At 72.7% G+C, this 23,017-nt stretch carries 17 protein-coding genes; 8 read left to right on the top strand and 9 right to left on the bottom strand.

Annotated elements, in window-relative coordinates; translation table 11 throughout:
• Positions 1–276 precede the first annotated feature (276 nt).
• Positions 277–1,173, top strand: coding sequence for a lipoyl synthase (lipA, locus tag AMIS_RS06970; RefSeq protein ID WP_041829600.1), 897 nt, complete (start codon positions 277–279; stop codon positions 1,171–1,173).
• A gap of 167 nt (positions 1,174–1,340) precedes the next feature.
• On the opposite strand, the gene AMIS_RS06965 is transcribed toward lipA, so the two are convergent.
• From AMIS_RS06965 to AMIS_RS06955, 3 genes are all read right to left on the bottom strand, one after another.
• Positions 1,341–1,544, bottom strand: coding sequence for a hypothetical protein (locus tag AMIS_RS06965; RefSeq protein ID WP_014441498.1), 204 nt, complete (start codon positions 1,542–1,544; stop codon positions 1,341–1,343).
• 62 nt (positions 1,545–1,606) lie between these two features.
• Positions 1,607–4,570 carry a helix-turn-helix transcriptional regulator gene (locus AMIS_RS06960; RefSeq protein ID WP_231859251.1) on the bottom strand — a complete coding sequence of 988 codons (2,964 nt, stop codon included), beginning with the start codon at positions 4,568–4,570 and terminating at the stop codon, positions 1,607–1,609.
• 44 nt (positions 4,571–4,614) lie between these two features.
• Positions 4,615–4,812, bottom strand: a complete 198-nt coding sequence (locus tag AMIS_RS06955; protein WP_041829598.1) for a hypothetical protein — start codon at positions 4,810–4,812, stop codon at positions 4,615–4,617.
• A 137-nt stretch (positions 4,813–4,949) separates the two neighbouring features.
• Between AMIS_RS06955 and AMIS_RS06950 the strand changes: the two genes are divergently transcribed.
• From AMIS_RS06950 to AMIS_RS06935, 4 genes are all read left to right on the top strand, one after another.
• On the top strand, positions 4,950–5,642 hold the full coding sequence (locus AMIS_RS06950) for a DUF4191 domain-containing protein (RefSeq protein WP_014441495.1): 693 nt from the start codon (positions 4,950–4,952) through the stop codon (positions 5,640–5,642).
• A 189-nt stretch (positions 5,643–5,831) separates the two neighbouring features.
• Positions 5,832–7,472, top strand: a complete 1,641-nt coding sequence (locus tag AMIS_RS06945; protein ID WP_014441494.1) for a right-handed parallel beta-helix repeat-containing protein — start codon at positions 5,832–5,834, stop codon at positions 7,470–7,472.
• A 47-nt stretch (positions 7,473–7,519) separates the two neighbouring features.
• The gene (locus AMIS_RS06940; protein ID WP_014441493.1) at positions 7,520–8,680 is read left to right on the top strand and encodes a type VII secretion protein EccE; all 1,161 of its coding nucleotides are present in this window, start codon (positions 7,520–7,522) and stop codon (positions 8,678–8,680) included.
• A gap of 77 nt (positions 8,681–8,757) precedes the next feature.
• Positions 8,758–9,555, top strand: a complete 798-nt coding sequence (locus AMIS_RS06935; protein WP_014441492.1) for a hypothetical protein — start codon at positions 8,758–8,760, stop codon at positions 9,553–9,555.
• Here the strand turns inward: AMIS_RS06935 and AMIS_RS06930 are convergent.
• Positions 9,552–13,481 carry a type VII secretion protein EccC gene (locus AMIS_RS06930; RefSeq protein WP_014441491.1) on the bottom strand — a complete coding sequence of 1,310 codons (3,930 nt, stop codon included), beginning with the start codon at positions 13,479–13,481 and terminating at the stop codon, positions 9,552–9,554. The genes AMIS_RS06935 and AMIS_RS06930 overlap by 4 nt on opposite strands.
• Before the next feature lie 111 nt (positions 13,482–13,592).
• Between AMIS_RS06930 and eccD the strand changes: the two genes are divergently transcribed.
• Positions 13,593–14,975: a type VII secretion integral membrane protein EccD gene (eccD, locus tag AMIS_RS06925; RefSeq protein WP_014441490.1), complete on the top strand. Its 1,383-nt coding sequence runs from the start codon at positions 13,593–13,595 to the stop codon at positions 14,973–14,975.
• 4 nt (positions 14,976–14,979) lie between these two features.
• Positions 14,980–16,344, top strand: a complete 1,365-nt coding sequence (gene eccB / locus AMIS_RS06920; RefSeq protein WP_014441489.1) for a type VII secretion protein EccB — start codon at positions 14,980–14,982, stop codon at positions 16,342–16,344.
• A 221-nt stretch (positions 16,345–16,565) separates the two neighbouring features.
• Here the strand turns inward: eccB and AMIS_RS06915 are convergent, their stop codons facing one another.
• The 3 genes from AMIS_RS06915 to AMIS_RS06905 all read right to left on the bottom strand — a co-directional run bounded on the left by AMIS_RS06915 (position 16,566) and on the right by AMIS_RS06905 (position 18,677).
• Positions 16,566–17,774, bottom strand: a complete 1,209-nt coding sequence (locus tag AMIS_RS06915; RefSeq protein ID WP_014441488.1) for a S8 family serine peptidase — start codon at positions 17,772–17,774, stop codon at positions 16,566–16,568.
• Positions 17,775–18,013: 239 nt separating this feature from the next.
• On the bottom strand, positions 18,014–18,298 hold the full coding sequence (locus AMIS_RS06910) for a WXG100 family type VII secretion target (RefSeq protein WP_014441487.1): 285 nt from the start codon (positions 18,296–18,298) through the stop codon (positions 18,014–18,016).
• A 31-nt stretch (positions 18,299–18,329) separates the two neighbouring features.
• A complete protein-coding gene (locus tag AMIS_RS06905) occupies positions 18,330–18,677 on the bottom strand; it encodes a WXG100 family type VII secretion target (RefSeq protein WP_014441486.1) in 348 nt (115 codons plus the stop codon).
• A 142-nt stretch (positions 18,678–18,819) separates the two neighbouring features.
• On the opposite strand from AMIS_RS06905, the gene AMIS_RS06900 reads away from it, so the two are divergent.
• The gene (locus AMIS_RS06900) at positions 18,820–19,803 is read left to right on the top strand and encodes a hypothetical protein (RefSeq protein WP_014441485.1); all 984 of its coding nucleotides are present in this window, start codon (positions 18,820–18,822) and stop codon (positions 19,801–19,803) included.
• A 220-nt stretch (positions 19,804–20,023) separates the two neighbouring features.
• Here AMIS_RS06900 and AMIS_RS06895 read toward each other — a convergent pair whose 3' ends face one another.
• Both AMIS_RS06895 and AMIS_RS06890 read right to left on the bottom strand, forming a co-directional pair.
• Entirely contained in the window at positions 20,024–20,509 is a 486-nt protein-coding gene (locus tag AMIS_RS06895) for a hypothetical protein (protein WP_041829597.1), read from the bottom strand.
• Positions 20,510–22,517: 2,008 nt separating this feature from the next.
• Positions 22,518–22,913 carry an RDD family protein gene (locus tag AMIS_RS06890; protein ID WP_014441483.1) on the bottom strand — a complete coding sequence of 132 codons (396 nt, stop codon included), beginning with the start codon at positions 22,911–22,913 and terminating at the stop codon, positions 22,518–22,520.
• Between the last annotated feature and the right edge of the window lie 104 nt (positions 22,914–23,017).

Here is a 23,017-nt window from a genome sequence, read left to right as displayed (position 1 = left end):
CAGGGAGGTGTGGGCGAGCGGGAACCTCGCGGTGCCACCACACCTTCACGCTCTTCGCTCAGAGCGCCTCTTGTCGTGCTCGGCTCCGGGGCGTCACTCCCATCACGGCCGTGACGGGCAGGTTAACAGCGCACTTCACAGGGCCGCATCCGCATTACCGCGCTTACCGTGACCGCCGTCACATGACCCGCCACGTGAGCCTCGTCGCCCATGCGATACGACCGGCCGTCGCGGGCGTATCTTCGGGTTGTGACTATTGCTCCCGAGGGCCGCCGCATGCTGCGCATCGAGGCGCGCAACGCCGAAACTCCCATCGAGCGGAAGCCGCCGTGGATCAAAGTCAAGGCGAAGATGGGCCCGGAATACACGCAGATGCGCGGGCTCGTCCAGAAAGAGGGTCTGCACACGGTCTGCCAGGAGGCCGGCTGTCCCAACATCTATGAGTGCTGGGAAGACCGTGAGGCCACCTTCCTGATCGGTGGCGACCAGTGCACCCGACGCTGCGACTTCTGCCAGATCGACACCGGTAAGCCCGCCGAGTTCGACGCGGACGAGCCCCGTCGCGTCGGTGAGTCCGTCGCCACGATGGGCCTGCGCTACGCCACCGTCACCGGCGTGGCCCGCGACGACCTGCCGGACGGCGGCGCCTGGCTCTACGCCGAGACGGTCCGCCAGATCCACAAGCTTCAGCCGGGCTGCGGTGTCGAGCTGCTGATCCCCGACTTCAACGCCGACCCGGCCCAGCTGGCCGAGGTCTTCGGCGCGGCGCCCGAGGTTCTCGCGCACAACGTCGAGACGGTCCCGCGCATCTTCAAGCGCATCCGCCCCGGCTTCCGCTACGAGCGCTCGCTCGACGTGATCACTCAGGCCCGTAAGGCCGAGCTGGTCACCAAGAGCAACCTGATCCTCGGCATGGGCGAGGAGCGCTCCGAGATCTCCGCGGCCCTGCGCGACCTGCACGCGGCCGGCTGCGAGCTGATCACCATCACGCAGTACCTGCGGCCTACCCCGCGCCACCACCCGGTCGAGCGCTGGGTGAAGCCGGAGGAGTTCGTCGAGCTGCGCGAGGAGGCCGAGCAGATCGGTTTCGCCGGCGTGATGTCCGGGCCGCTGGTCCGCTCCTCGTACCGCGCCGGCCGGCTCTACAAGCAGGCCCTGGAGGCCCGCGGCTAGTCACCGCCCAGCACCGCCCAGCACCGCCCAGCACCACCCAGCACCACCCAGCACCGCCCAGCACCGTACGAAAGCCCGGGAAGCTGCTGCTTCCCGGGCTTTCGTCACTTCTTCTCGGGCGGCGTCACGTCTTCGTGGGCGGCGGCTTCACCGCTTCTTGCGCGGCTTCACTTCCTCTTGGGCGGCTTCTTGTCCGCTTTGCCCTTCTTGCCTTTCTTGCCGCCACCAGCGGCGGCCGGCGCCACCGACGGCATCAGCATCGTCCAGAAGATCAGCAGAAGCGGCGCAACCCAGGCCCACCAGGGAATCGAGGACTCCGGCCCGAACAGGCCTTCGACCACCCGATAGGTCACATCAAGAGCGTTGTCCACGAGCGGCCTCCGAGGGGGAAGAACGACATCGGCCCCTAGTATCGGAACCGCCGCCCCCGGCCTTAGGACTCCAGCATCCCGAGCCGCCGGGCCACCGCTGCGGCTTCCAGCCGGTTGCTCACCTCCAGCTTCGCGATGATCCGCGACACGTGCACACTCGCCGTCTTGGGCGAGATGAACAGCTCCCGGGCGATCCCGCTGTTGCTCTGCCCCTCGGCGACGAGACGCAGCACCTCCCGCTCCCGCGCGGTCAGCACCTCACCGTCCCCGCGCTGCTCCGGCACGTGCGCCACCCCGGCCCGGACACCGAGCCGCCGCCCCAGGACGTCGACTGCCGCGAGCATCGGCCCGGCGCCCAGCCGCTCGGCGATCTCAGCCGCCTCCTGCAGCGCCTCGGAAGCCGCCTGCCGATCCCCGGCCACCGCCTCCGCATAGCCCAGCAACGCCCCGGCCAGCTGATAGGGCTGCCCATCCACCCGCCGAGCCGCAACCGCCGCCCGCCACGCCTCAACCCCGCCCAGCCCCGCCCCGCCGCCGGCGGACCCGCCGGCGCCCGACCCACCGCCGGAGGCACCCGCGCCAGCTGACGGACCGCCCGAGAAGCACGCATCAACCGGCCCACCGTCGTCGGGCGCGGTGCCGATCAGGGCGGCCACCTCGGCTGCCGCCGCGCGCTCCGCCGGGTAACGGGCCGGCAGCGCCGCCGCCAGCTCGCGGATCTCGGCCCGCAGCGGCTCGTCCGCGGCGCGGGAGGCCGCCACGAGCAGCGCCCACCCGTAGCGCGGCCGCTCGAACACCCCCTTGTCGTGCACCGACGCCCGTGCGAACTGCAGCGCGGCGGCCGTGTCGCCCGAGGCCAGCGCCGCGAGGAGGCGCAGCTCGAGCAGGGTCACCCGGTGCTCGGCGGTGAGGAACGGCTTGGCGAGGAATCCGACCGCCCGGGTCACCAGGGCGGCCGCGCCGTCGTGGCCGCGCGCCAGGCGGATCCGGGCCCGCAGCCGCAGCCACGCGACGGCCAGGACGCCGGGCGGGTCCTGGCGGGCGGCCTCGGCCAGCCGGGCGTCCGCCTCGTCCCAGCGGCCCAGGGCCATCAGCGCCTCGGCGTAGTTCACCAGCAGGTAGACCCCGGTGGTCCGGCTCACCCCGACCCGGTCGGCGTCCGGGATGCCCTCGGCGGCGACCGCGGCGGACTCCGCATAGTCGCCGAGCTCGAACAGCGAGTCGGAGAGGTTGACCACGCCGTGCGAGCAGTTCGAGACGTCACCGGCCGCGCGGGCCCGCTCGACCGCCTGCCGCATGGTGGGCACAGCCTGGTCGGCGGGGAGCCGGCCGCCGCACACCTGCCCGAACGTGATCTCGGCATGGACCTGGGAGGCCTCGTCACCCAGGTCGGCCGCCGCCGACCGGAGCTCCCCAGCCATCCGCGCCGCCGCCTCACCGTCGATGCCGGCCGTCTGGTAGGCCACGTCGCCCACGAGTCGCAGCCAGGCGGCGTCACGCGGCGCCGACTGCAGCAGCCGGTACGCCTCGCGGGCCTCCGCCGCGCCGTCGCTCTTGCCGGCGTTGCGCAGCAGTTTGGCCCGCCGGATCAGCAGCCGCGCGGCGCGCAGCGGCTCCGCCTCGCAGTCCAGGTCGCCGATCGCGGCCCGGGTGAGGCTGAGCGCCCGCAGGTGGTCGCCGGCGTCGATCGCGACGAGCGCCGTCTCCTCCAGCAGGTCGAGGTGGGTGGTGCCGAGCAGGGTGGCGGCCTCCGGCACCTGCTCCCAGAGCTCGAGCACGCGCTCCAGCAGGCGCGCCTGCTCGGCGAACGCATAGCGGCAGCTCGCAGACTCGGCGGCGCGACGCGCGGCGACGAGCGCCCGGGGATGGTCGTGGGCGGCGTGCCAGTGGTGGGCGATCTCGGCCGGCGCGCGGTCCGGCGCCACCAGGTGCGGCTCGGACTCGATGGTCTGCGCGTAGCGCGCGTGCAGCCGAGCGTGCTCGCCGGGCAGCAGGTCGTCGTGCACCGCCTCGCGGACCAGCGCGTGGCGGAACTCGTAACCACCGGTGGGGTCGAAGACGATCAGCTGGGCGGCGACCGTGGCGCGCAGCGCGGACTCCAGCGTCGCCTCGTCCACCCCGGCGACCCGGGCCAGCAGCTCGTGGCCGAACTGGGTGCCGCCGACCGCGGCCACCCGCAGCACCCGCTGCGCGGCCTCCGGCAGCTGGTCGACCCGGGAGAGCAGCAGGTCGCGCAGCGTCTCCGGGATGTCGCCGCAGCCCGGGTCGGCGGAGGACGCGAACTGCTCGATGAAGAACGGGATGCCCTGCGCCCGCTCGGCGACCGCGTCGACGGTGGCCGGGTCGGGCTCCAGGCCGAGCAGGTGACCGAGCAGCTCGGCGGTGCCGTCGCGGTCGAGCCGGTCCACCTCGAGCCGCTGCACGCCGCGGACCCGGTCGAGCTCGGCGAGGAACGGCCGCAGCGGATGCCCGCGGTGCAGCTCGTCGGTCCGGTAGGTGGCGATCAGCAGCAGCCGCCGGACCCGGACCGAGCGCAGGAGGAAGCCGATCAGGTCACGGGTGGACCGGTCGGCCCAGTGCAGGTCCTCGATCTCGAGGATCACCGGCTGCTCCTCGGCGAGCCGGGCGAAGAGCGCGCCGACCAGCTCGAACAGGTGGCCGCGGCGGGCCTCCTGGAAGTCCGGCGGCGGGCCCAGCTCGGGCAGCAGCCGGGCGAACTCGGCCTCCCGCCCGTCGAACACCGCGCGGCCCTCATGCCGGGCCAGCTCCCGCAGCGCGGCCGCGAACGGCGCGAACGGCAGGCCCTCCTCCCCCAGCTCCAGGCACTGGCCCTGGAGCACCCGGACCGGCTCGCCGTCGAGCGAGCGGCAGAACTCCTCGACCAGACGCGTCTTGCCGACCCCGGCCTCACCGCCGACCAGCACGGCGGCCGGCTCGTCGCCGCGCACCCGCTTGAGCGCCTCGCGCAGCACGCCCAGGTCGGCCTCGCGGCCGACCAGGACGGTGCTCGGAGTGCTTGCCGTCATGAGGTCGAGCATGCCATGCGAGTACGACAGATTTTCCGGCCTGATCACGCGATCGACTGCTTGGCGGCCCGTCTGAGTCGCGGCCAGTGGCGTGGTTCTTTCGGCCGGAGAGCCTTCGCCCGCCGGTAGTCGTCGGCTTCCCGGACCAGCTCGGCGGCCTGCGCGTGCACGAGCTCGAGCTGGATCTCCGGGTTGGTGAACGGAATCATCGGGTGCTCCTCGGCGTCGGACGACTGGAACACCACTGACTCTTCGCCCGAAGGCAGCCGCCGGTCATGGGGACGATGACCGATTCCGAGAAGCCCCGCCCCTCCTTACCGGCACGGCTGAGGTGCCCGGGACGCCGTAAGGTACCTGAGCACCACTACACTTTGCGGCTATGGCAAAGCCCCAGGAGAAGGTGTCGTTTCGCGAGCGCCTGAAGCAGATCGGCCAGGTGTTCTCGTTCACGGCGAAGCAGGACAAGTGGTTCGTCCCGCTGGTCATCGGAGCGGTCGCGATCCCGATCGCGCTCACCGTTCTCGTCGTGCTTCTCACCGGGTCCTGGGTCTGGATCCCGGTCGGCGTCCTCTTCACGCTGCTGGCCGTCCTGATCGTGCTCAACCTGCGCTCGAACACCGCGATGATGAACGTCGCGGAGGGCCAGCCCGGCGCGGCGGCCTCGCTGATGGAGAACATGCGCGGCGACTGGCGGGTCCGGCCCGCGGCCAGCTCCACCACCCAGTTCGACATGGTCCACGTGGTGATCGGCCGGCCCGGCGTGATCCTGCTGGCCGAGGGTGACCCGCAGCGCGTGCGTTCCCTGCTCGGCCAGGAGAAGCGCCGCCTGGTCAAGGTGATCGGCAACGCCCCGCTCTACGACTACATCATCGGCTCCGAGGAGGGTCAGCTCCCGGTCCGCAAGCTGCGGTCGACGATGCTGAAGCTGCCGCGCAACCTCACCGGCAAGGACGTCAACGCCCTGGACAAGCGTCTCGGCGCCCTGATGGCCCGCCCGCAGATGCCGAAGGGCGCGATCCCGAAGAACATGCGTCCCAGCAAGGGCGCCTTCCGCCAGCAGCGCCCCCGCTAGGTCAATGCCCCGATAGGGGGATGCTGCCCGCGCTGAGCGGGAGGCGCGCTGCGGCCGTGACCCGAGGCATTGGATCGCGATGTCATCCCCGGGCGGTTCAGCTGCTTCTGTGGGGCCGATGACGCGTACCGGAAAGATGGGTGTGCGGGATAGCCTCGGTGCAGCAGGCCGAACGAAGGAGTCCCGCTCGTGGTCAGCACCCTGGCGGTCCCCGGCAGCTATCCCACCGTGCGTGACGCCCTGGAGGTGGCTCCGGACGGGGCGATCGTGACGCTCGCGGCCGGGACCTATCGGGAGCGTCTGGAGCTGGACCGGCGTGATCTGACCCTGCGGGCGCTCGGTGAGGTGATCGTCGACGCGTCCGAGCTGGACGGCCCGGCGCTGGCGATCACCGGCGGCCGGGTCGACGTGGAGGGCGTGAGCTTCACGTCGGGTGACTATCCGGCGGTCGTCGTCACCGGCGGGCGGCTGACGTTGCGCAAGTGCGAGCTGCAGGCCGGGTTCGGCGCCGGGCTGCAGGCGGCCGATGGCGCGACGGTGGAGGCCTCCGAGGTCCGCGTGCTGCGCGCGCAGTACGGCTTCGTCTTCTCCGACGCGGGCGGCACCGTGGAGTCCAGCGAGGTGCGCGGCATCTCCGACGACGGGGTGATCGTGCGGCTCGGCGCGGACCCGGTGCTGCGCGGCACGACGGTGGCCGAGTGCGGCTATCGGGGGATCTACATCTACCAGTCGAGTCGCCCGGTGATCGAGCGCTGTGACGTCTCCGGCGCGGGCGACGCGGGCATCGTGGTGGCGCACGGCAGCGCACCGCGGATCGTGGAGACCCGGGTGCACGAGACGATCGGGCCGGGGATCGTGGTGGGGCCGGGCTGCACCGCGACGATCGAGAGATGCCGGGTGGAGCAGACCGGCGAGCCGTCCGTCCACATCGACCCGACGGCGACCGCGACGGTGGACCTGACCGGCAGCGGCGGGCTGTCGAAAGCCGGGGCGCACGACGACGCCGACGTGGAGCGGCTGCTCTCCGAGCTCGACTCGATGATCGGCCTGGCGGGTGTGAAAGGCGAGGTCCGCGCGCTGATCGACGAGATCCAGGTGAACGAGTGGCGGCGCAGCGCCGGGCTCAGCGTCGGCGCGGTCAGCCACCACCTGATCTTCACAGGCGCTCCGGGTACGGGTAAGACCACCGTCGCCCGGATCTACGGTCAGCTGCTCAAGGCGCTGGGCGTGCTGCCGAACGGGCAGTTCCGTGAGGTGTCCCGCCGTGACCTGGTCGGGCAGTACATCGGGCACACCGCGGAGAAGGCCACCTCGGTCTTCGAGGACGCGATGGGCGGGGTGCTCTTCATCGACGAGGCGTACACGCTGGCCCGGGCCGGTGGCACGGCCGCCGACTTCGGCCAGGAGGCGATCGACACGCTGGTGAAGCTGATGGAGGACCACCGGGACCAGGTCGCGGTGATCGTCGCCGGCTACACCCGGGAGATGGCCGACTTCCTGGACGCGAACTCGGGTCTGGCGTCCCGGTTCGCGAAGACCCTGGAGTTCGAGAACTACGGCGCCGACGAGCTCGTGATGATCGCCGACCGGATCGCGCGCAACGACGACTACATCTTCGCGGCGGGACTGCCGACGGCGCTGCACGCGTACTTCTCCGGCCTGGAACGGGACCGCAACTTCGGCAACGCCCGGGAGGCCCGCAAGCTGCTCGAAGGGATGCGGAAGGCGCAGTCCGGGCGGCTGCGGGCGATGGGCCGGATGCCCAGCCGGGATGATCTCCGGACGCTGATGGTCGACGATCTCAGGACGGCCACCCGAACGGGACCCTGACGATCATGATTACGTCGATAGGATGTGTCCACTACGGATCGTAGGGGGTGGACGTGACATCAGAGGGCGCGGTTCCGGTTCCCCGCCGCGGCTACCTCGGCCCGCTGCGCCTCCCCCAGATCCTGATCGCCGAGGCCGCGGTCTTCGCCGTCGCGGCCGCCGCCACCCAGGGCGTCCTGCCCGCGCTGATCGCCGCGGCCGCCGCCGCCGTGATGCTGGTCATCGCGTTCGCCCGCCGGCAGAACCGCTGGTGGCTGGAGCACTCCGCGCTCACCCGCGAGCATCGGCGGCGGCGGGCCGCGCGACCGGAGACGGATTCCGGCCCGGTCCTGGCCGCCCTCCGCACGATCGCCCCCGGTCTGACCGTCACCGACGTCCCGGGGAAGAGCTCGCAGGAGGCGACGGGGGTCGCCCGTGACGACGCCGGCTGGTTCGGCGTGGTGTCCCTGGACTCCTCGGTGCCCCTGGACACCCTGGTCAGCAGCCTGGCGGCCACCGAGCAACCGGGCGTGGTGCTGGCTCTCGTCACGCACACCGTCCCGGCACCGAGCCCCGATCTTCCGGCCGCCTCACCAGCCGGCGCGTCGTACCGCCGGCTGACCGAGGCGATGGCGATCGCCCCGATCCCGGCGCACCGGGAGTCCTCGATCAGCGTCCGGGTCGACGCCCAGGCGCTCGCCGAGTCCGTTCTCGACCACACCACCGATCCCGCCTCGGCGGCCGCCCTGGCCGCCGCGCTGACCCGCAGGATCGCGACCGCGCTGCGCCGCCTGGGTCTGCCCGGCCGGGTGCTCAGCGGCCGTGAGCTGCTGGAACTTCTCGCCCGGTCCTGCGACGTCGCGCCGGGCACCCCGGCGGTGGCGGTGGAGGAGTGGACGCACTGGCGCTCCCACCACCTCGTCCACCGCACCTACTGGCTGGAGAGCTGGCCGCGGTCGATCGCCGAGCTGGGACCGCTGTTCGCCTGGGCCTCGACCGCCCCGGCCGCGCAGACCAGCGTGGCGCTGATCGTGGACGCGACGGGCGCCGAGGAGGTGCCGGTCCGCGCCTTCATCAGGCTGGCGACCAGGCCGGACGTGGATCTGACGGCCCTCGACCGGGTGCTGCTGGAAGGGGTGCGCCGGGCCGGTGGCGAGCTGCGCCCGCTCGACGGCGAGCACGGTCCGGCGGCCTATGCGACGGCCCCGACCGGAGGTGGCGCCGGATGACCCTTCCCGAGAAGCGACAGGCACCTCCACCGGAAGCGGCACCCCAACCTGCCCAGACGACCCAGACCGCGCCCGCTGTGATCGCATCCCCCGCGCCGCGGGCCGCCGCCGCGCCACGCGCGCCACACCGGCCCGGCCCTCCCCCGCAGGACCCGCCCGCGCCCTACCACCCCGACCACACCGGCCCCTCGGGACGCGTCTCCCGGCTGCGCATCGGCTGGCACGCGGTGCCGCGGACCGGGCTGCGCCGGCTCACGGTCTGGCCGGCGACCGGAGCCGGTCTGCTGCTGGGGCGCAACCAGCAGCAGGTGCCCGTACCCCTGAGGCTCTTCGATCCGGACCCGGTCCGGGTCGCCCTGGTCGGCGGGGTCTGGGCCGCTCAGCTGCTGATCTTCCGGGCGTTCGCGATCGGCGCCCGCGCGATGGTGGTGACCACCGAGCAGCGGGCCTGGTCCGGCTTCGGCGAGCGCGCGACCGGGCAGTACCAGCGGCTGACCGTGCTCGGCGGCGAACCGGACGCGCTGCCGCCGGGCACCGCGCAGACCCCCTCGCTGATCGTCTACGACCTGGGCGTGACCGGCCCGGCCACCGCGCCGCCGCTCGGACCCTGGACCTCCGCGCTGACCGTGCTGCGCCAGCTGGACCGGCCCGGTGTGGCGGCGCTGCAGGAGGCCGACCTGACCCTGATGCAGCGGCTCGGCGGCGACGAGTCGACGCTGGCCGCGGCGACGCTGCGGCTGAGTCAGCAGAACGGCCAGTTGCTGCAGTTCATGACCGACGACATGGTGGCGCTGGTCGGCGAGGGGCCGGACCGTTTCGTCTCCCTGAACCAGACCGGAATCGAACAGCAGTACCTGGGGCCGCCGCGTCGCTAGCGGCTCGGCGGCGTCCAGGCCAGCTGGACCAGGCGGGCGCCGTGCTTGCGGGTCACCATCCAGGCCCGGCCCGGCGGCAGGGGCTGCGGTTTCAGCGTGCCGAAGATCGGGCCCTCCTCGCGCGGCCCGGACATCAGGATGCCCGGTGAGGCCAGCTCGCGGATCCGGCTCACCATCGGCTCGAAGAGGGCTCGGCTCGCCCCGCCGGTCCGCCGGGTCAGCACCACGTGCAGTCCGATGTCCCTCGCCTGCGGCAAGAACTCGACGAGCGGTTGCAGCGGCGTCTGCCCGACCAGGTCGTAGTCGTCGACCAGCACGTACAGCTGCGGGCCCTTCCACCAGCTGCGGTCGGCGAGCATCTCCGGGGTGACGTCCGGTCCGGGCAGCCGCTCCCGCATCGCGACCGCCACCTGGTTGATCAGGTCGGTGGTGACCTGCGCCGACGTCCCGTACCCCAGGGTGTGCTCGCGCGGCACGCAGCCGAGCAGGCTGCGCCGCAGGTCGACCAGGAGGATCCGGGCCTGCGCCGGGGTGTGACTGGCCGCGATCGACGTCGCGAGGCCGCGCAGGAACGAGCTCTTGCCGGACTCCACGTCGCCGAAGAGCAGGGCGTGCGGCTCGTTGTCGAAGTCGAGCCAGACCGGTTGCAGGTCGGCCTCGGCGATGCCGATCGGGATCCTCTCGCCCTCGGCGGGCGGCAGCGCCGCGTACGGCAGCTCGGCCGGCAGCAGCCGCACCCGAGGCGCCGGCGCGCCGGTCCACTGCTCGGTGGAGTGCTTGACCAGCTCGGCCACCGCGTCGGCGAGGTCGTCGACGCGCTGTTCCCGGTCGATCCGGGGCAGCGCGGTGAGGAAGTGGTACCCGTCCGGGGTGAGGCCACGGCCGGGTGAGCCCTCGGGCACGTTCACCGCTTCCCGCCGGTTGATCGCCGAGTCGCTGGGCTCGCCGATCCGCAGTTCGAGCCGGGTGCCGAAGACGTCGCGGATCTGCGGCCGGATGTCCATCCAGCGGTTCGTCGCGGTGAGCACGTGAATGCCGAAGCCGAGACCGCGGTTGGCCAGCTCGTGGACGGTGCCTTCCAGGTCCTCGAACTCGGATCGCAGCGTGGCCCAGCCGTCCACCACCAGGAAGACGTCGCCGAACGGGTCCTCGGCGAAACCGCCCTGCGCCTTGGCCCGGCGGTAGGCGGCCACGCCCTCCACGTTCTGCCGGGCGAAGAGGTCCTCCCGGGCCCGCATCAGTCCGTGCAGCTCGGCAATGGTCCGGCGGACCCGGTCGGTGTCCCGCCGGTTCGCCACCCCGCCGACGTGCGGCAGATCGGTGAGCGCGCTGAGCGGCCCGCCACCGAAGTCGAGGCCGTAGAACTGCACCTCCCGTGGGGTGTGGGTGAGCGCGAGCGAGGTGATCAGGGTGCGCAGCAGGTTGGACTTGCCGGACTGGGCGGCGCCGACCACCACCACGTTCCCGCCGGCGCCGGAGAGGTCCAGCCAGAGCGGGTCGCGGCGCTGCTCGTAGGGCTTGTCGACGATGCCGCCGAGCGCATGCAGCGAGCCGAACCGGTCGGCCGCGTCCACGGTGAGTCCGCGGTCCGGCATGGTGATCACGGGCGGCAGCATCTGGCCGAGGGTGGGCGCCGTGTCGAGCGGCGGCAGCCACACCTCGTGCGCCGGGGTGCCCGTTCCCTCCATCTGCCGGACCAGCACCTCCAGCAGCGTGTCGCCGACCACCTTGTCCTCGTCCGGCTGGGGCGCCTCCTCCACCGGCTTCTGCGGGGGCACGGCGTAGAACGTGGAGAACTCCCGGATCGGATTGCCCGCTTTCATCCCGCCGGCGACGGGCGCCCCGTCCCGGCGAACCGGTCCCGAGACATAGGCCGCTTTCAACCGGATCAAACCCTCCGTTCCGGTACGGAGATAGCCATGTCCCGGAGAGCGCGGCAATTCATAAGCATCGGGGGCACCCAGAACAGCCCGGCTCTCCATCGACGAGAAGGTCCGCAGCCCGATCCGGTAGGACAGGTGCGACTCCAGGCCCCGCAGCCGCCCCTCCTCCAGTTTCTGCGAGGCGAGCAGCAGGTGGATGCCGAGCGACCGCCCGACGCGTCCGATCTGGACGAACATGTCGATGAAGTCGGGCCGCGCGCTGAGCAGCTCGGAGAACTCGTCGACGATGAAGAGCAGGCTGGGCAGCGGCGCGAGCGGCACCCCCGCCGACCGGGCCCGCTCGTAGTCCCGCTGCGAGGCGTAGTTGCCGGCCTTGCGCAGCAGCTCCTGCCGCCGGTTCAGCTCGCCGGAGATCGCGCCGAGCATCCGGTCGACGAGCGGCAGCTCATCCTCCAGGTTGGTGATCATCGCGGCGGTGTGCGGCAACCGGTCCAGCGAGGCGAACGTGGCGCCGCCCTTGAAGTCGACGAGCACGAAGTTGAGGATCTCCGGGTCGTGGGTGAGCCCGAGCGCGAGCACCAGCGTGCGCAGCAGCTCGGACTTGCCGGACCCGGTCGCGCCGACCAGCAGCCCGTGCGGGCCCATGCCGTCCTGGGCGGACTCCTTCAGGTCGAGCTCGACCGGCCGCCCGTCGAGCCCCACGCCGATCGGCACCCGCAGCCGGTCCCGGTTGGGCCGGCTCGCCCAGAGCTCGGACAGCTCCAGAGCGTACGGATCGGTGACCTCCAGCAGCTCGGCCAGCCCCATGTCCTGGTTGACGGCCGGCTGGTCGTTGAAGGAGGCGGCGGAGAGCCGCAGCGGCGCCAGCTCCCGCGCCAGCACCTCGGCCTGCTCGACACCGAGCGCGTCGGCCCGGCCCACCTCGGTCGGACCGTCCATCGTGGTGCCGGTGACCGTCCCGTCCGGGGCGATCTCGAGCACCACCGAGCTGTCGTCGAGCAGCCTGGGCGGCGGCACCGAGAGGTCGAGCAGGGTGACACCGGCGACCCCGCCCTCGGTCATCAGGTGGTCGGAGCCGGCGGTCGAGCCGCCGTCGATGATCACCACGACGTGCGCGCCGCCGGGCGTCACCGACGGGTCGAAGCGGGGCCGGTTGACCAGCACGTCGTCGAGCATCGCCTCCAGCGCGGGCACGCTCGGCGCGACCAGCCGCACCGGGCCGACCGCGTCGGTCTTGCCGGGGTGCTGGGAGTGCGGCAGCCATTTCGCCCACTCCCACTCGGACCGCCTGTCGTCCGGCACGCACACCCCGATCCGCAGGTCGTCGGGCGCGTGGAAGACCGCCATCTGGGCGACGAGCGCGCGAGTGAAATCGCGGACCGGGCCGCCCCTGATGTAGAGGTGCGAGAAGTCCCGGAGGGAGACCGAGACCGGAAGATCAGGGACGATCGCGTACGCGTTGAGGAATCGCCGCAGCGCCGTCGCGCAGAGCGGCTCCAGCTCGTCGACCGGCCGGGTCTGCGGCGGCACGAGACGGGTCGCCACCTCCTGCGGGCCGACCGCTATCCGGATCACGGCGAAGTCGGCGTCGCCGCGCCGGCGTTCCCAGAGCCGCCCGCTGTCGGGGAAGCTCCAGAGCGTCCCCGGGTCCGGATTGTGGTAGTACAGCGCCTCCCGCTGCTGCCGGATCGTGGTGCGCAACTGGGCACGCAGCTGGGAGAGATGCCGCAGGTACTGCCGACGGGCCTCGATCATCTCGCGCTTGCCGGGACCGCTGGTGTTCGCGGCCATCATGCCCATCATGCCCAGCATCGAGACGCCGTACATCGCACCGGCCACATAGGTGATCGGGCCGCCGCGCTGGGCGCCCATCATCAGGGCCATCGCCGCCGCACCCGCGCCCATCGGCAGGATCATCAGCATCCGCGTCCAGGCCTTGCCGCTGGGCTGCGGCACCTCGGGCGGCGCTTCCAGCATCAGCTCGCCGGCGGGCATGACGGGCGCCGGCCGGCGGGGCGGACGCTTGATGATCGTGACGGTCACACTGGGCTCCCCGGTGGTGACGGATCGCGTCAATCCTATCGGTCCTTTTTGATCAGTGCTGTCCGGTGACAGCTGCTACGTTGAGTAGGCACTGGACAGCAGGAGGTGATCATGACCGCACCGGGCGGGCCGAGCCTGGCCCGGGTCACCGTCGCCGCACCGACCCGCCGGATGGATCTCGCGCTGCCCGACAACATGCTCGTCGCCGAGCTGCTGCCCCACCTGCTGCGGCATGCCTCGCCCGAGGAACCGGCCGACCTCACCGGCGGCTGGGTGCTGCGCCGCGCCACCGGCACCGTCCTGGAGCCGGGTCGCAACCTCGCCGCCCAGGGTGTCCGCGACGGCGAGCTGCTGCACCTCAGCCCGGCCCGCGAGGACTGGCCCGAGCTGGCGTACGACGACGTGGTCGAGGTGATCGCCAGCGGCTCCCGGCGGGCCGGGCGAACCTGGAGCGACACCGCCACCCGCCGGTGCGGCCTGGCCGTCGCGGCCGGCGCGCTGCTGCTCGGTCTCGCCGGTCTGGCCGCCGACGGCCCACCGTGGGTGGTCACCGCGGTCGCCGCCCTCGCCGTGGCCCTCGCGCTCACGGTGGCCGGCATCCTGCTGTCCCGGGCGTTCAGCGACGCCGCCGCGGGAGCGATCGTGGCGGCCGCCGGCTTGCCGTACGCGTTCTTCGGCGGCGCCTGGTTGCTCGCCGCGCCGGGCATCACCGCGCCCGGCCTGCTCCTCGGCTCGTCCACACTGCTGGTCCTCAGCGTCCTCGGCCACGTCGGCGTCGCCGGGCTGACCCGCCTCTTCGTGGCCGGGATGGCGGCCGGGCTGACCGGTCTGCTCGCCTCGGCGCTCGCGCTCGCCGGGATGTCCCCCGACGGGTGCGCCGCGGTGGCGCTGACCGCCGCGATCGGGCTGCTCCCGGCGTACCCGGTGCTGGCCGGCTGGCTGGGCCGGCTGCCGTTCCCGGAACTGCCGAGCCGGGCCGAGGAGATCCTCAACGACAAGCCGGCGCCCCGCCGCGAGGACGTCTTCGCCGCCGTGGTCCGGGCCGGCGAGGTACTGAGCGGCCTGCTGCTCTCCGCCGCCCTGTGCAGCTTCGCCGCGATGACGTTCCTCGCCCTGAACGACCCGGGTGTCTCCGCCGTGCTTCTCATGGTCGCCGCGGTGGCCGCCCTGCTGCTGCGCGCCCGCCTGCTGCCGACCCCGCCGCAACGGGTGCCGCTGCTGGTGGCCGGCTTCGCCGGGCTCGCCGGGCTCGGCGCCGGCCCGGTGGTCACCGGCGCGCTGCCCGGTCTCGCGCTGCTCGCCGGCGCGCTGCTGGTCGCCGCGATCGCCCTGCCGGCCGCGCTCACCTTCAGCCGCCGCCCGCCGTCGCCCTACCTCGGCCGGGCCGCCGACATCCTCGACGTCGTCGCGATCATGGCGTTGATCCCGCTCGCCTGCGCGGTGATCGGGGTGTTCGACGACATCCGCGGCCTGTTCGCCTCGATCGGCGGCTGACACCGTGCCGTCCCGCCGCGACCAGCTCCAGTCCTACCAGTTCATGAACCAGCGGGTGATCTCCGCGTTCGTGATGCGGGAAACCGATCCGGCGCAATCCCCGCTGCGCCGCGGCATCGGCGCGCTGTTCGGCGGCCTGATGGTCGCGATCCTGGTCGCCGCCGGCTTCGGCATCTACGGCGTGCTCACCCGCACCGGCCCGGACCGCTGGCAGACCGACGGCTCGGTGGTCGTCGAGCGCGAGTCCGGCGCCAGCTTCGTCTACCTGCGCGACAAGCTGCACCCCGCACTCAACTTCACGTCCGCGAAACTCGCCGCCGGCCGCCCCAACCCGCAGGTCTACCGGGTTGCCGCGAAATCGCTCACCGACGTGCCCCGCGGCGTGACGATCGGGATCGCCGGCGCCCCGGCCTCCCTGCCCGACGCGAAACAGCAGGCCCGCCTGCCGTGGACGATGTGCGCCGCGCCCGGCGACCCACCACGGTCGGTGCTGCTCGTGGGCGCCGGCAGCCCCGGCGGCGACCCGCTCGGCGATCGCGGGCTGCTCGTCGCGGGCGACCCGGCCGGCGGCACCAACCTGATCTGGCAGGGCCGCAGACACCTGATCCGCAACGCCCGGGTCACCGTCCCCGCGCTGTTCGGCGCGGTGCAGCCGACCGGCGTCGGGGTGGCCTGGCTCAACGCCCTGCCGGCCGGCGCCGACATCGAGCCGATCGACGTGGACGACCGCGGCGACGACTCGGGCGCCGTCGACGGCTTCGACAACGGTGACGTGCTGTTCAACGAGACGGCCGGCGGACGCCAGTTCTACCTGGTGCTGGACGACCGGCTGGCGCCGATCACCGCGCTGCAACAGGCTGTGCTGGAAGCCGCGTTCCCCGCCGACCCGCAGGAGATCTCCGCCGCCGACGTGGCCCGCTTCGACCCGCAGCCACTCGACCCGGACGCCGACCCGGCCGTCCAGGGCCCGCCGTCCGTCCCGGAACTGTCCACGCTCGGCGCCGGTGAAGCAGCGTGCGCGGTCACCGGTGACGCGACTGCCCCGCCGTCACTGACCGTCGGCGTGCCGGTGGCCGATCTGAACGCGGCAGTGCCGACGGGCGGCGCGACGCAGGGGGGACGCGCGCTGGCCGACGCGGTCCAGGTTCCCGCGGGGCGATTCGAGCTGGTACGGGCCGCCGGTGGCGTCCAATTGATAACCGATTCGGGGGTACGGCATGCGCTCTCCGACCCGGACGTGGCAAGTCTCCTGGGTTACGCGCCGGAGAGCGCGATCGACGTGCCGACGGCCCTCGTGAACGCGATCCCGGCGGGGGTGACGCTGGACCCGGCGGAAGCCTTGAAGCCGGCGGCCACCACAGTGGAGTGAGACGGACGCTTCCCGGTTTCCCACGGGTCAGCCAGACGCCGCACGGCCTCTCGCTCTGGAGCGCGCTCCACCTCCACGCGGCCCGCCTATGCGACCCCGCCTTGCGCCCGGGCTTTGCGCCCCGCCTCCGCGCGCCACCTCCGCGCGCCGCCTCCGCACCCCGTCTCCGTCGCGCTCCCCTTATCTCCGCGATCTTGGAAGCTTCCGGACGTGCCGCCGCATCATCTGCGCTCGTCCAGCAACATCACCGGCGGGCCCGGCTCCAGCGGCTCCTCGCGCACCGGCAACACGGACGCCGTCCCCGGCCGCCACCGCTGTCGCCGGCTCCGCCGCATCGCCGCAGCCATGACGATCACCATCACGACAAGAACCCCGGCAACCCCGGCCCCGCTCAACGCGTAGGCACGCCGCCGGCCCTCCGCAGCGGTGTCCGGCGGTGGCACTGCCTCGACCCCCGGCAGCGCCCGGCGCTCCGCCGGAACCAGCTGACTGGTGATCGCCGCATACGGATCCACCACCCCGGCGCCGAATGCGGGTCCCGCCGGCGCCGGCCCGGCCGTACCGGTCAGCAGCCGCCCGACCTCCCGCGCGCTCAGATTCGGCCGCCGATCGTGAACCAGCGCCGCCGCAGCGCCCACGAACCCGGCCGCCACCCCGGTGCCGCTCACCTCGACGAGTCCGCGACCGGTCTGCGGAGTGGGCACGGCCACGCCGGGCGCCACCAGATCGACGAAGTCACCGCGCTGCGAATCCGGCCAGATCCGCCCGTTCTGATCGATGGCGCCGACCCCGATCACGTCCCGGTACGCCGCCGGGTACGGCGTCGGGTTCCCCTCATCGGCCCCGCCCTGATCACCGGCTGCCGCCACCACGACGACGCCCTGGTCGATCGCGGCCTCGACGGCGTTCGCCAGGTCGGTGTCGTCCCGGTAGACCGGGCTGACCACCACCACGACGTCCGCGCCGTTTCCGGCGGCCTGGTTGATGCCACGTGCCAGCGCATCCGGGTCGGCCTCGGATCCGAGCGGGTCGTCGAGCTGCACCCGAATCGGCAGAACCCGCGAATTCGGGGCCAGCCCCGCCATGCCGGCATCCCCCGGCCGGCCCACGATCACGCCGGCAACCTGCGTACCCGTACCCGTGCAGTCGTCGTTGGCGAAGCCACCGTCCACCGCGTCCACGCCGTTCAGGACCCGTTGCCGCAACAGCGGCTGGCCCGCGTCCGCCCCTGTCGACAGGACCGCGACCCGCACCCCGCTCCCGTCCGCGACGGTCCCGAGGGCGTCGGCCCGGAGAACCGAACGTGCCCAGGAGGCGGCGACCTCGCTCTCCCCCGGCGGGGCGCAGTTGACGCCGGGGGCCGCGACGGCCGCCCCGGGTGTGAGCGCGCCGGCCAGCGCCGCGACGGCGACGAATGCCGCTTTCCTCATGACGACCACCTCCGAAGCCCTGTCCACACCGGCCGGTTCTCAGCGCCGCCCCCCACCCGCCGGCGGCTCCTCCAACCGGCGGCTCCTCCGACCGGCGGCTCCCGGGGTCGGCGGCTTGCCTGGTCGGCGGCTTTCCTCGCCGGCGGCGTTCCGACTCGGGTGGGGCGGTCCTGACAGCCCGCCGGATGCGGACCGGCCGCCGGCAATCACCGGCGGCCGGTCATCCGTCCGTGCGGAACTCACATGTTGGCGGCGATCTGCTGGTCGACCTGCTGCATCCGCTCGGACGACGCACCGAGCTTGACGCCGACGCCCGCCAGCGCGGCCTTGATCTCGGTGGCGCCCTGGTTCCACTTCTGCCGCGCCTCGTCGCAGGCGGTGCCGGCGGCGCCGGTCCAGTCCGCGGCGAAGAGCTGCGTGAACGCCGTGTACAGGTCGTTCAGCTGCTGGTCCATCTGGTTCTGGAACGTGTTGATGGCCGCGGAGGTCTCGGTGATCTGGCCGAAGTTGTAGGTGATGTTCATGTCGGTTCTCCCCGATCTCGGTCGCGCGCACTCAGCCGCGAAGGATGCTGACGACGGAACTGTCGGCGCCGGCGGCGGCACCGCGGATCGACGACGCTGCCTCCTCGTCGTTCACGCCGTAGGTCGTGGACGCGGCGGACATCTTGCCCGCCAGTTCGTCGAGAGCGCTCATGATCTTCGACAGGCCGTCGTTGAGCTGCACCGAGACGTCCTGGAGCGCGTTGTTCGCAGTACCGGCGAAGGCCCCGCCGCTGAGAGCCTGAATCTGGCCCATCACCCGGTTCATGCCCTGCGAGATGCTCTGCCCGGTCTCACCGCAGCGGTTCGCCATCGCGGTGAGCTGTTCCTGTGTGGCGTGGACTTGCCCGAAACCTGCCATTGCCTTTCTCCCCAGCCCTCGGAAGTGGGTTATGCCCTCCCGTACGCCGGCCGGACGGAGACGGTTCGAACCGGTTCCCGGAGGAGTGCGTACTCTCCAGCGTCACCCGATCACTACCAGCGATCGAGAACGGGGAGGCGTGATGGGCACCGAGAACCCGTATCCGCAGCAGACGTCGGCGAACACGGCCACGCCCTGGCTGCGCGGCGGCCCCGCCGTGGACGTCGATCTCGACGGTCTCCGCGAATACGCGCGGCTCCTCGCCAGTCAGCAAGCCGACATAGCGGCACGCTCCCGATATCTCACTCCGCTGAGCGAGATGCCGGACGGCGCCTTCAACGGCGATGTCCTCGGTGAAGCCGACGCCGTCCGGGCCGGTCTGCAGGGGAACGCCGCCGAGCTCGGTGTCTACCTGAGCAAGCTGGCCGAGTCGCTGGGCAACGTGGCGAGCGCCGCACAGACGATCGCGGAGAGCTACCGGTCCGGCGACGCGGTTTCCGCAGCGTCCCTGAACGACGTGCTGTTCGCGTTCGGCGACAAGAGCGTGCCCCGCCCGGCCGGGCTTCCGGAGAACCTCGGTGCCACGTACGTCGAGCAGCAGATGGCAGGCTCCGCCGGTGCGTCCGCGCCTCCTCCGGCAAACAGCCCGCTCTGGCGGGACGGCCCGGTCACCCCGGTCTCCGCGTACCAGACCGTGCAGACGTCGACCGGCCCGAACGGCGAACGGCGCGAGGTGTCCACAGTGTCCGTGCCGGGCGGAGTCACGACAGCCACCACCACGATCGTCGATCGCAGCGGCGAGACGGTGTCGGCCACCACCACCCGCACATCGCACCGCGTCGACGGCCCGATCCGGACCACGACGGTGGAGACCTTCGGCGCGGACGGCAAGCTCACTGCCACGACCGAGACCCGATCCCGGTACGAGGGATCGACCGTCACCGAGCAGACCACCGAAACGGTCGACGCCGAGGGCAGGACGACGAGCCTGACCACGGAGAAGGTCGATCCCGTCACGAGGGAGAGCACGACCAGCACGTTCCAGCCGGACGAGAGCGGCCTGCTGGAGGAGACGAACCGGGTGTCGACCGGTACGCGCACCTCCGGCCCGGTTGTGAGCGGCTGATCCGATGGGCGAGTACTGGGGCGCCACCGCCGATCCGAACTACGGGTACAGCCCGTACAGCGGCCAGCTGCGTTACGGCACGCACCCGCCGTCACCGATGCCGGCCACACCGAGGCCCGGCCCAGGCAACCCCCTCACCGTCGAGGCCGTCGCCACCAAGATCCGGAACCTGCACCCGGAACAGATGGCCGCCCTCGCCGACCAGTGGCAGAACGCCTGGTCACTGATGGCCGACGTCCGTACCTTCGTCGTCCAGCAGAGCACCGTCCTGCAGGACGAACACTGGAAGTCCCCGGCCGCGCGCGACGCGTTCCTGCGCCGCGGTCCCGGCGAGACCCTCACCTACCTCGACGTCTGGATGGACGCCGCCCAGAACAACATCACCGCCCTCCGCCACATGGTCAACGTCTCGCTGGACGCTCGCCGCGACCTGGACCTGCTCCTGGCCCGTTACGAACGCGAACTCCGCGACGCCGAGAACGTCAGCTTCGGCGAGAACCTGGGCTCGTTCCTGACCAGCGGCGTGAGCTGGAACGCCGCCCGCGCCGAAGATGTCAAAGAGGACCAGACCGAGATCCGCGAACGCTACCGCCGCGAAGCCCAGGTCCTGGCGCAGCGCTACGCCGACCAGTTCTTCGACTACATCGCCGTGGTCGCCAGCGGCGTAGGCCCGCCGGTCCAGCCCATGAACGCCGTGCTCAGTCAACCCATAGCCCTCCCTCCCACCGGCAACCTGCCGGCCGACTCGGCGGGCCAGAACGGCCCCGGCTTCACCACGTCACCGGTCTCCAACGAGACCGGCATCAACCAGCCCGGCCAGAACGCACCGGGCCAGAACACACCGGGCCAGAACGTCCCCGGAGCCAACCCGCCGGCGATCCCGCCCGGCGCTCTTCCTCCCGGCGCTCTCCCGCCTGGCGCTGCCCCGCCGGGTGTGATCCCGCCTGGACAGACTCCCCCCGGCCTGAGGCCGCCCGGCGTGACCCCGCCCGGCGCCGTCCCGCCCGGCCTCAAGCCGCCCGGAACCGTCCCGCCCAGCCTGCGCCCGCCCGGCCTGACTCCGCCCGGATCCATCCCGCCCGGACTCACGCCACCCGGCACGCTGCCGCCCGGCGCGGTACCTCCCGGCGTGCAACCACCCGGCCAGATCCCCACCCCCGGTGGCTTCCCGCCCGGCACGTTCCCACCCGGCGTCATCCCGCCCGGAGTGACGCCCCCGGGAACCGTTCCACCCGGCACCGTGCCCGGAACCGTCCCGCCGAGCGTCATCCCGCCCGGACACACCGGCCCAGGCAACCTCCCTCCCACCACGATCCGCCCGCCCCTGCCCGGACAGTTCGGCCGCCCCGGCAGAGCCCCGGGTGTAGTCCCCCCGCCCGGCAGCGCCCCGCCACCGGGCCGTTCCCTGCGCCGCCCCGCCGGCCAGACACCCACCGGTCAGGCACCCGCAGGCCAGGCACCCGCAGGCCAGACACCCGCAGGTCAGTCGCCCCTGGGCCGGGACATCCGCCGCCCGGGGCAACCGCCTCTGCCGTTTCCGCAGCAGGCGCGGCAAACCCCACAGCCGGGCCGCCCCGGCACCCGGCCCACCACGCCAGTCACCCAACAGCCCGGACGCCCCGGCACCACACCGGGCACAATCCCCGGCGTACCCCCGTCAACCCGACCCGGTGCTCAGGGCCCGTCCGGCAGGCCCGGCACGCCCGACACAACGAGCCGAGCAGGCACCCCCGGCGCATCCGGGCCCGCAGGCAGAGCCGGCACGCCAGGTTCTCCCGGAACATCCGGCAGAGCTGGCACGCCCGGCGGCCCCGGAAAAACCGGCAGGCCAGGCACCCCGGGCTTCCCCGGCAGGCCCGCCGCTTCGGGCAGGACCGGCATCCCGGGCGCCCCCGACAGTGGCCGACGCGGACCCCTGCCCGGCGCGCCGGGTGGCGGGCGAGCCGGGAACCTGCCAGACGGCGGACGCGCGGGCACTCCTCCGGGCAACGGACCGGCGACGCCCGGCGGAACGGGACGGGCCGGCGGACCCGGCAGGGCGCCTGCTGGTCCGGTGCCGCCCCATGGGGACCGGCCGTCCACCTCGCCCGACCGGCTCCCGGGCTTGAACTCCGGGACCGCTGCTCGGACCGGCTACGACACCTTTGGACGGACGCCGGGTTCCGCTGCTCCCCCCGTACTCAAAAATCCTGCCGGGGAGCGCGCGGCACAGCCTGGCAGCGCGGAAGAGACGCGCCCGGCCGCAGGCCGAGGCGCCGGGAACCGGCCCGGAGCCACACCACCGGTCCTCAACCGGCCGGTCTCGCCCGCGGGGCCCGGCGTGCAGCCGGCGCAACCGTCACGGCGGGATCGTGGCACGCCCTGGGCTGACTGGCTCGGCGGCGAGGAGCAGCGGCCGCCTGTGGCGCCCGGTGTGATCGGCGCGCCGGAACGAGCTCGGCCGAGTGAAGGACTGTGGGGGCTGCGCAGCCCGGCTGCCACCAGACCGGATGGGACTGTGGCGCCCGAGCTGGGCAGGCGGCGTTTCGGCGGGGAGCCGGTCCCGGTGCGGGAGCCGGACGATCTGGTCACGCATGAGCAGGCCTTCGGAGTGCGGACGCCGGGAGGAGGCGTGGTCGGTGGTTCGTCCGCTTCAGAATCCGCCGAGGAAGACCGCGACCGCCAATGAAATCTGCTTGTGGCAGCCATCAGTTCTTTTCATGGCTGCGGGGGTGTCAGCCGCGCCGGATCGCTGCCACGATGGATCCGGCGGCGCGGTCGTGCAGGCCACGCCCCTGCCCATCCATGATCATCGCGGGGATGAAAAGGCCGAGCAGCACGCCACGGATCGCGGCGCGGCGCAGACCGATCACTCCCCCGTCCGGATATGAAGCACAGCGGATGCGCGTGAGGCGCATCCCCGGCGTCTGGCCGAAGAGCCCGAGGAAGAAGGTGTTGGCCACGACCAGGATCACGACCGGCGGCCAGGCCGCCTCAGCCGGGCTGGCATAGATGCTGGCGATCAGCAGACAGAGGACCCAGTCGATGACAATGGCGGCCAGTCGCGGGCCGAGCCCGGCAGGCTCCAGGCCCGTGGGCGCGACGGGGGACTCGTTGACGGAAGCAGCCACGTCTTCCGAGGTTACGCGATAGTGTCCGAGTGATCAGCGCGCGCTCTAGCCGTGCGCTCCCGGCCCAGTCCGTAACACGGCAGAAACAATAGGGATACGCCGGG

The organism is Actinoplanes missouriensis 431, assembly GCF_000284295.1.
GTDB lineage: Bacteria > Actinomycetota > Actinomycetes > Mycobacteriales > Micromonosporaceae > Actinoplanes > Actinoplanes missouriensis.
The sequence above is the reverse complement of the archived record's forward strand: the minus strand, read 5'-3'. Positions and strand labels throughout refer to the sequence as shown.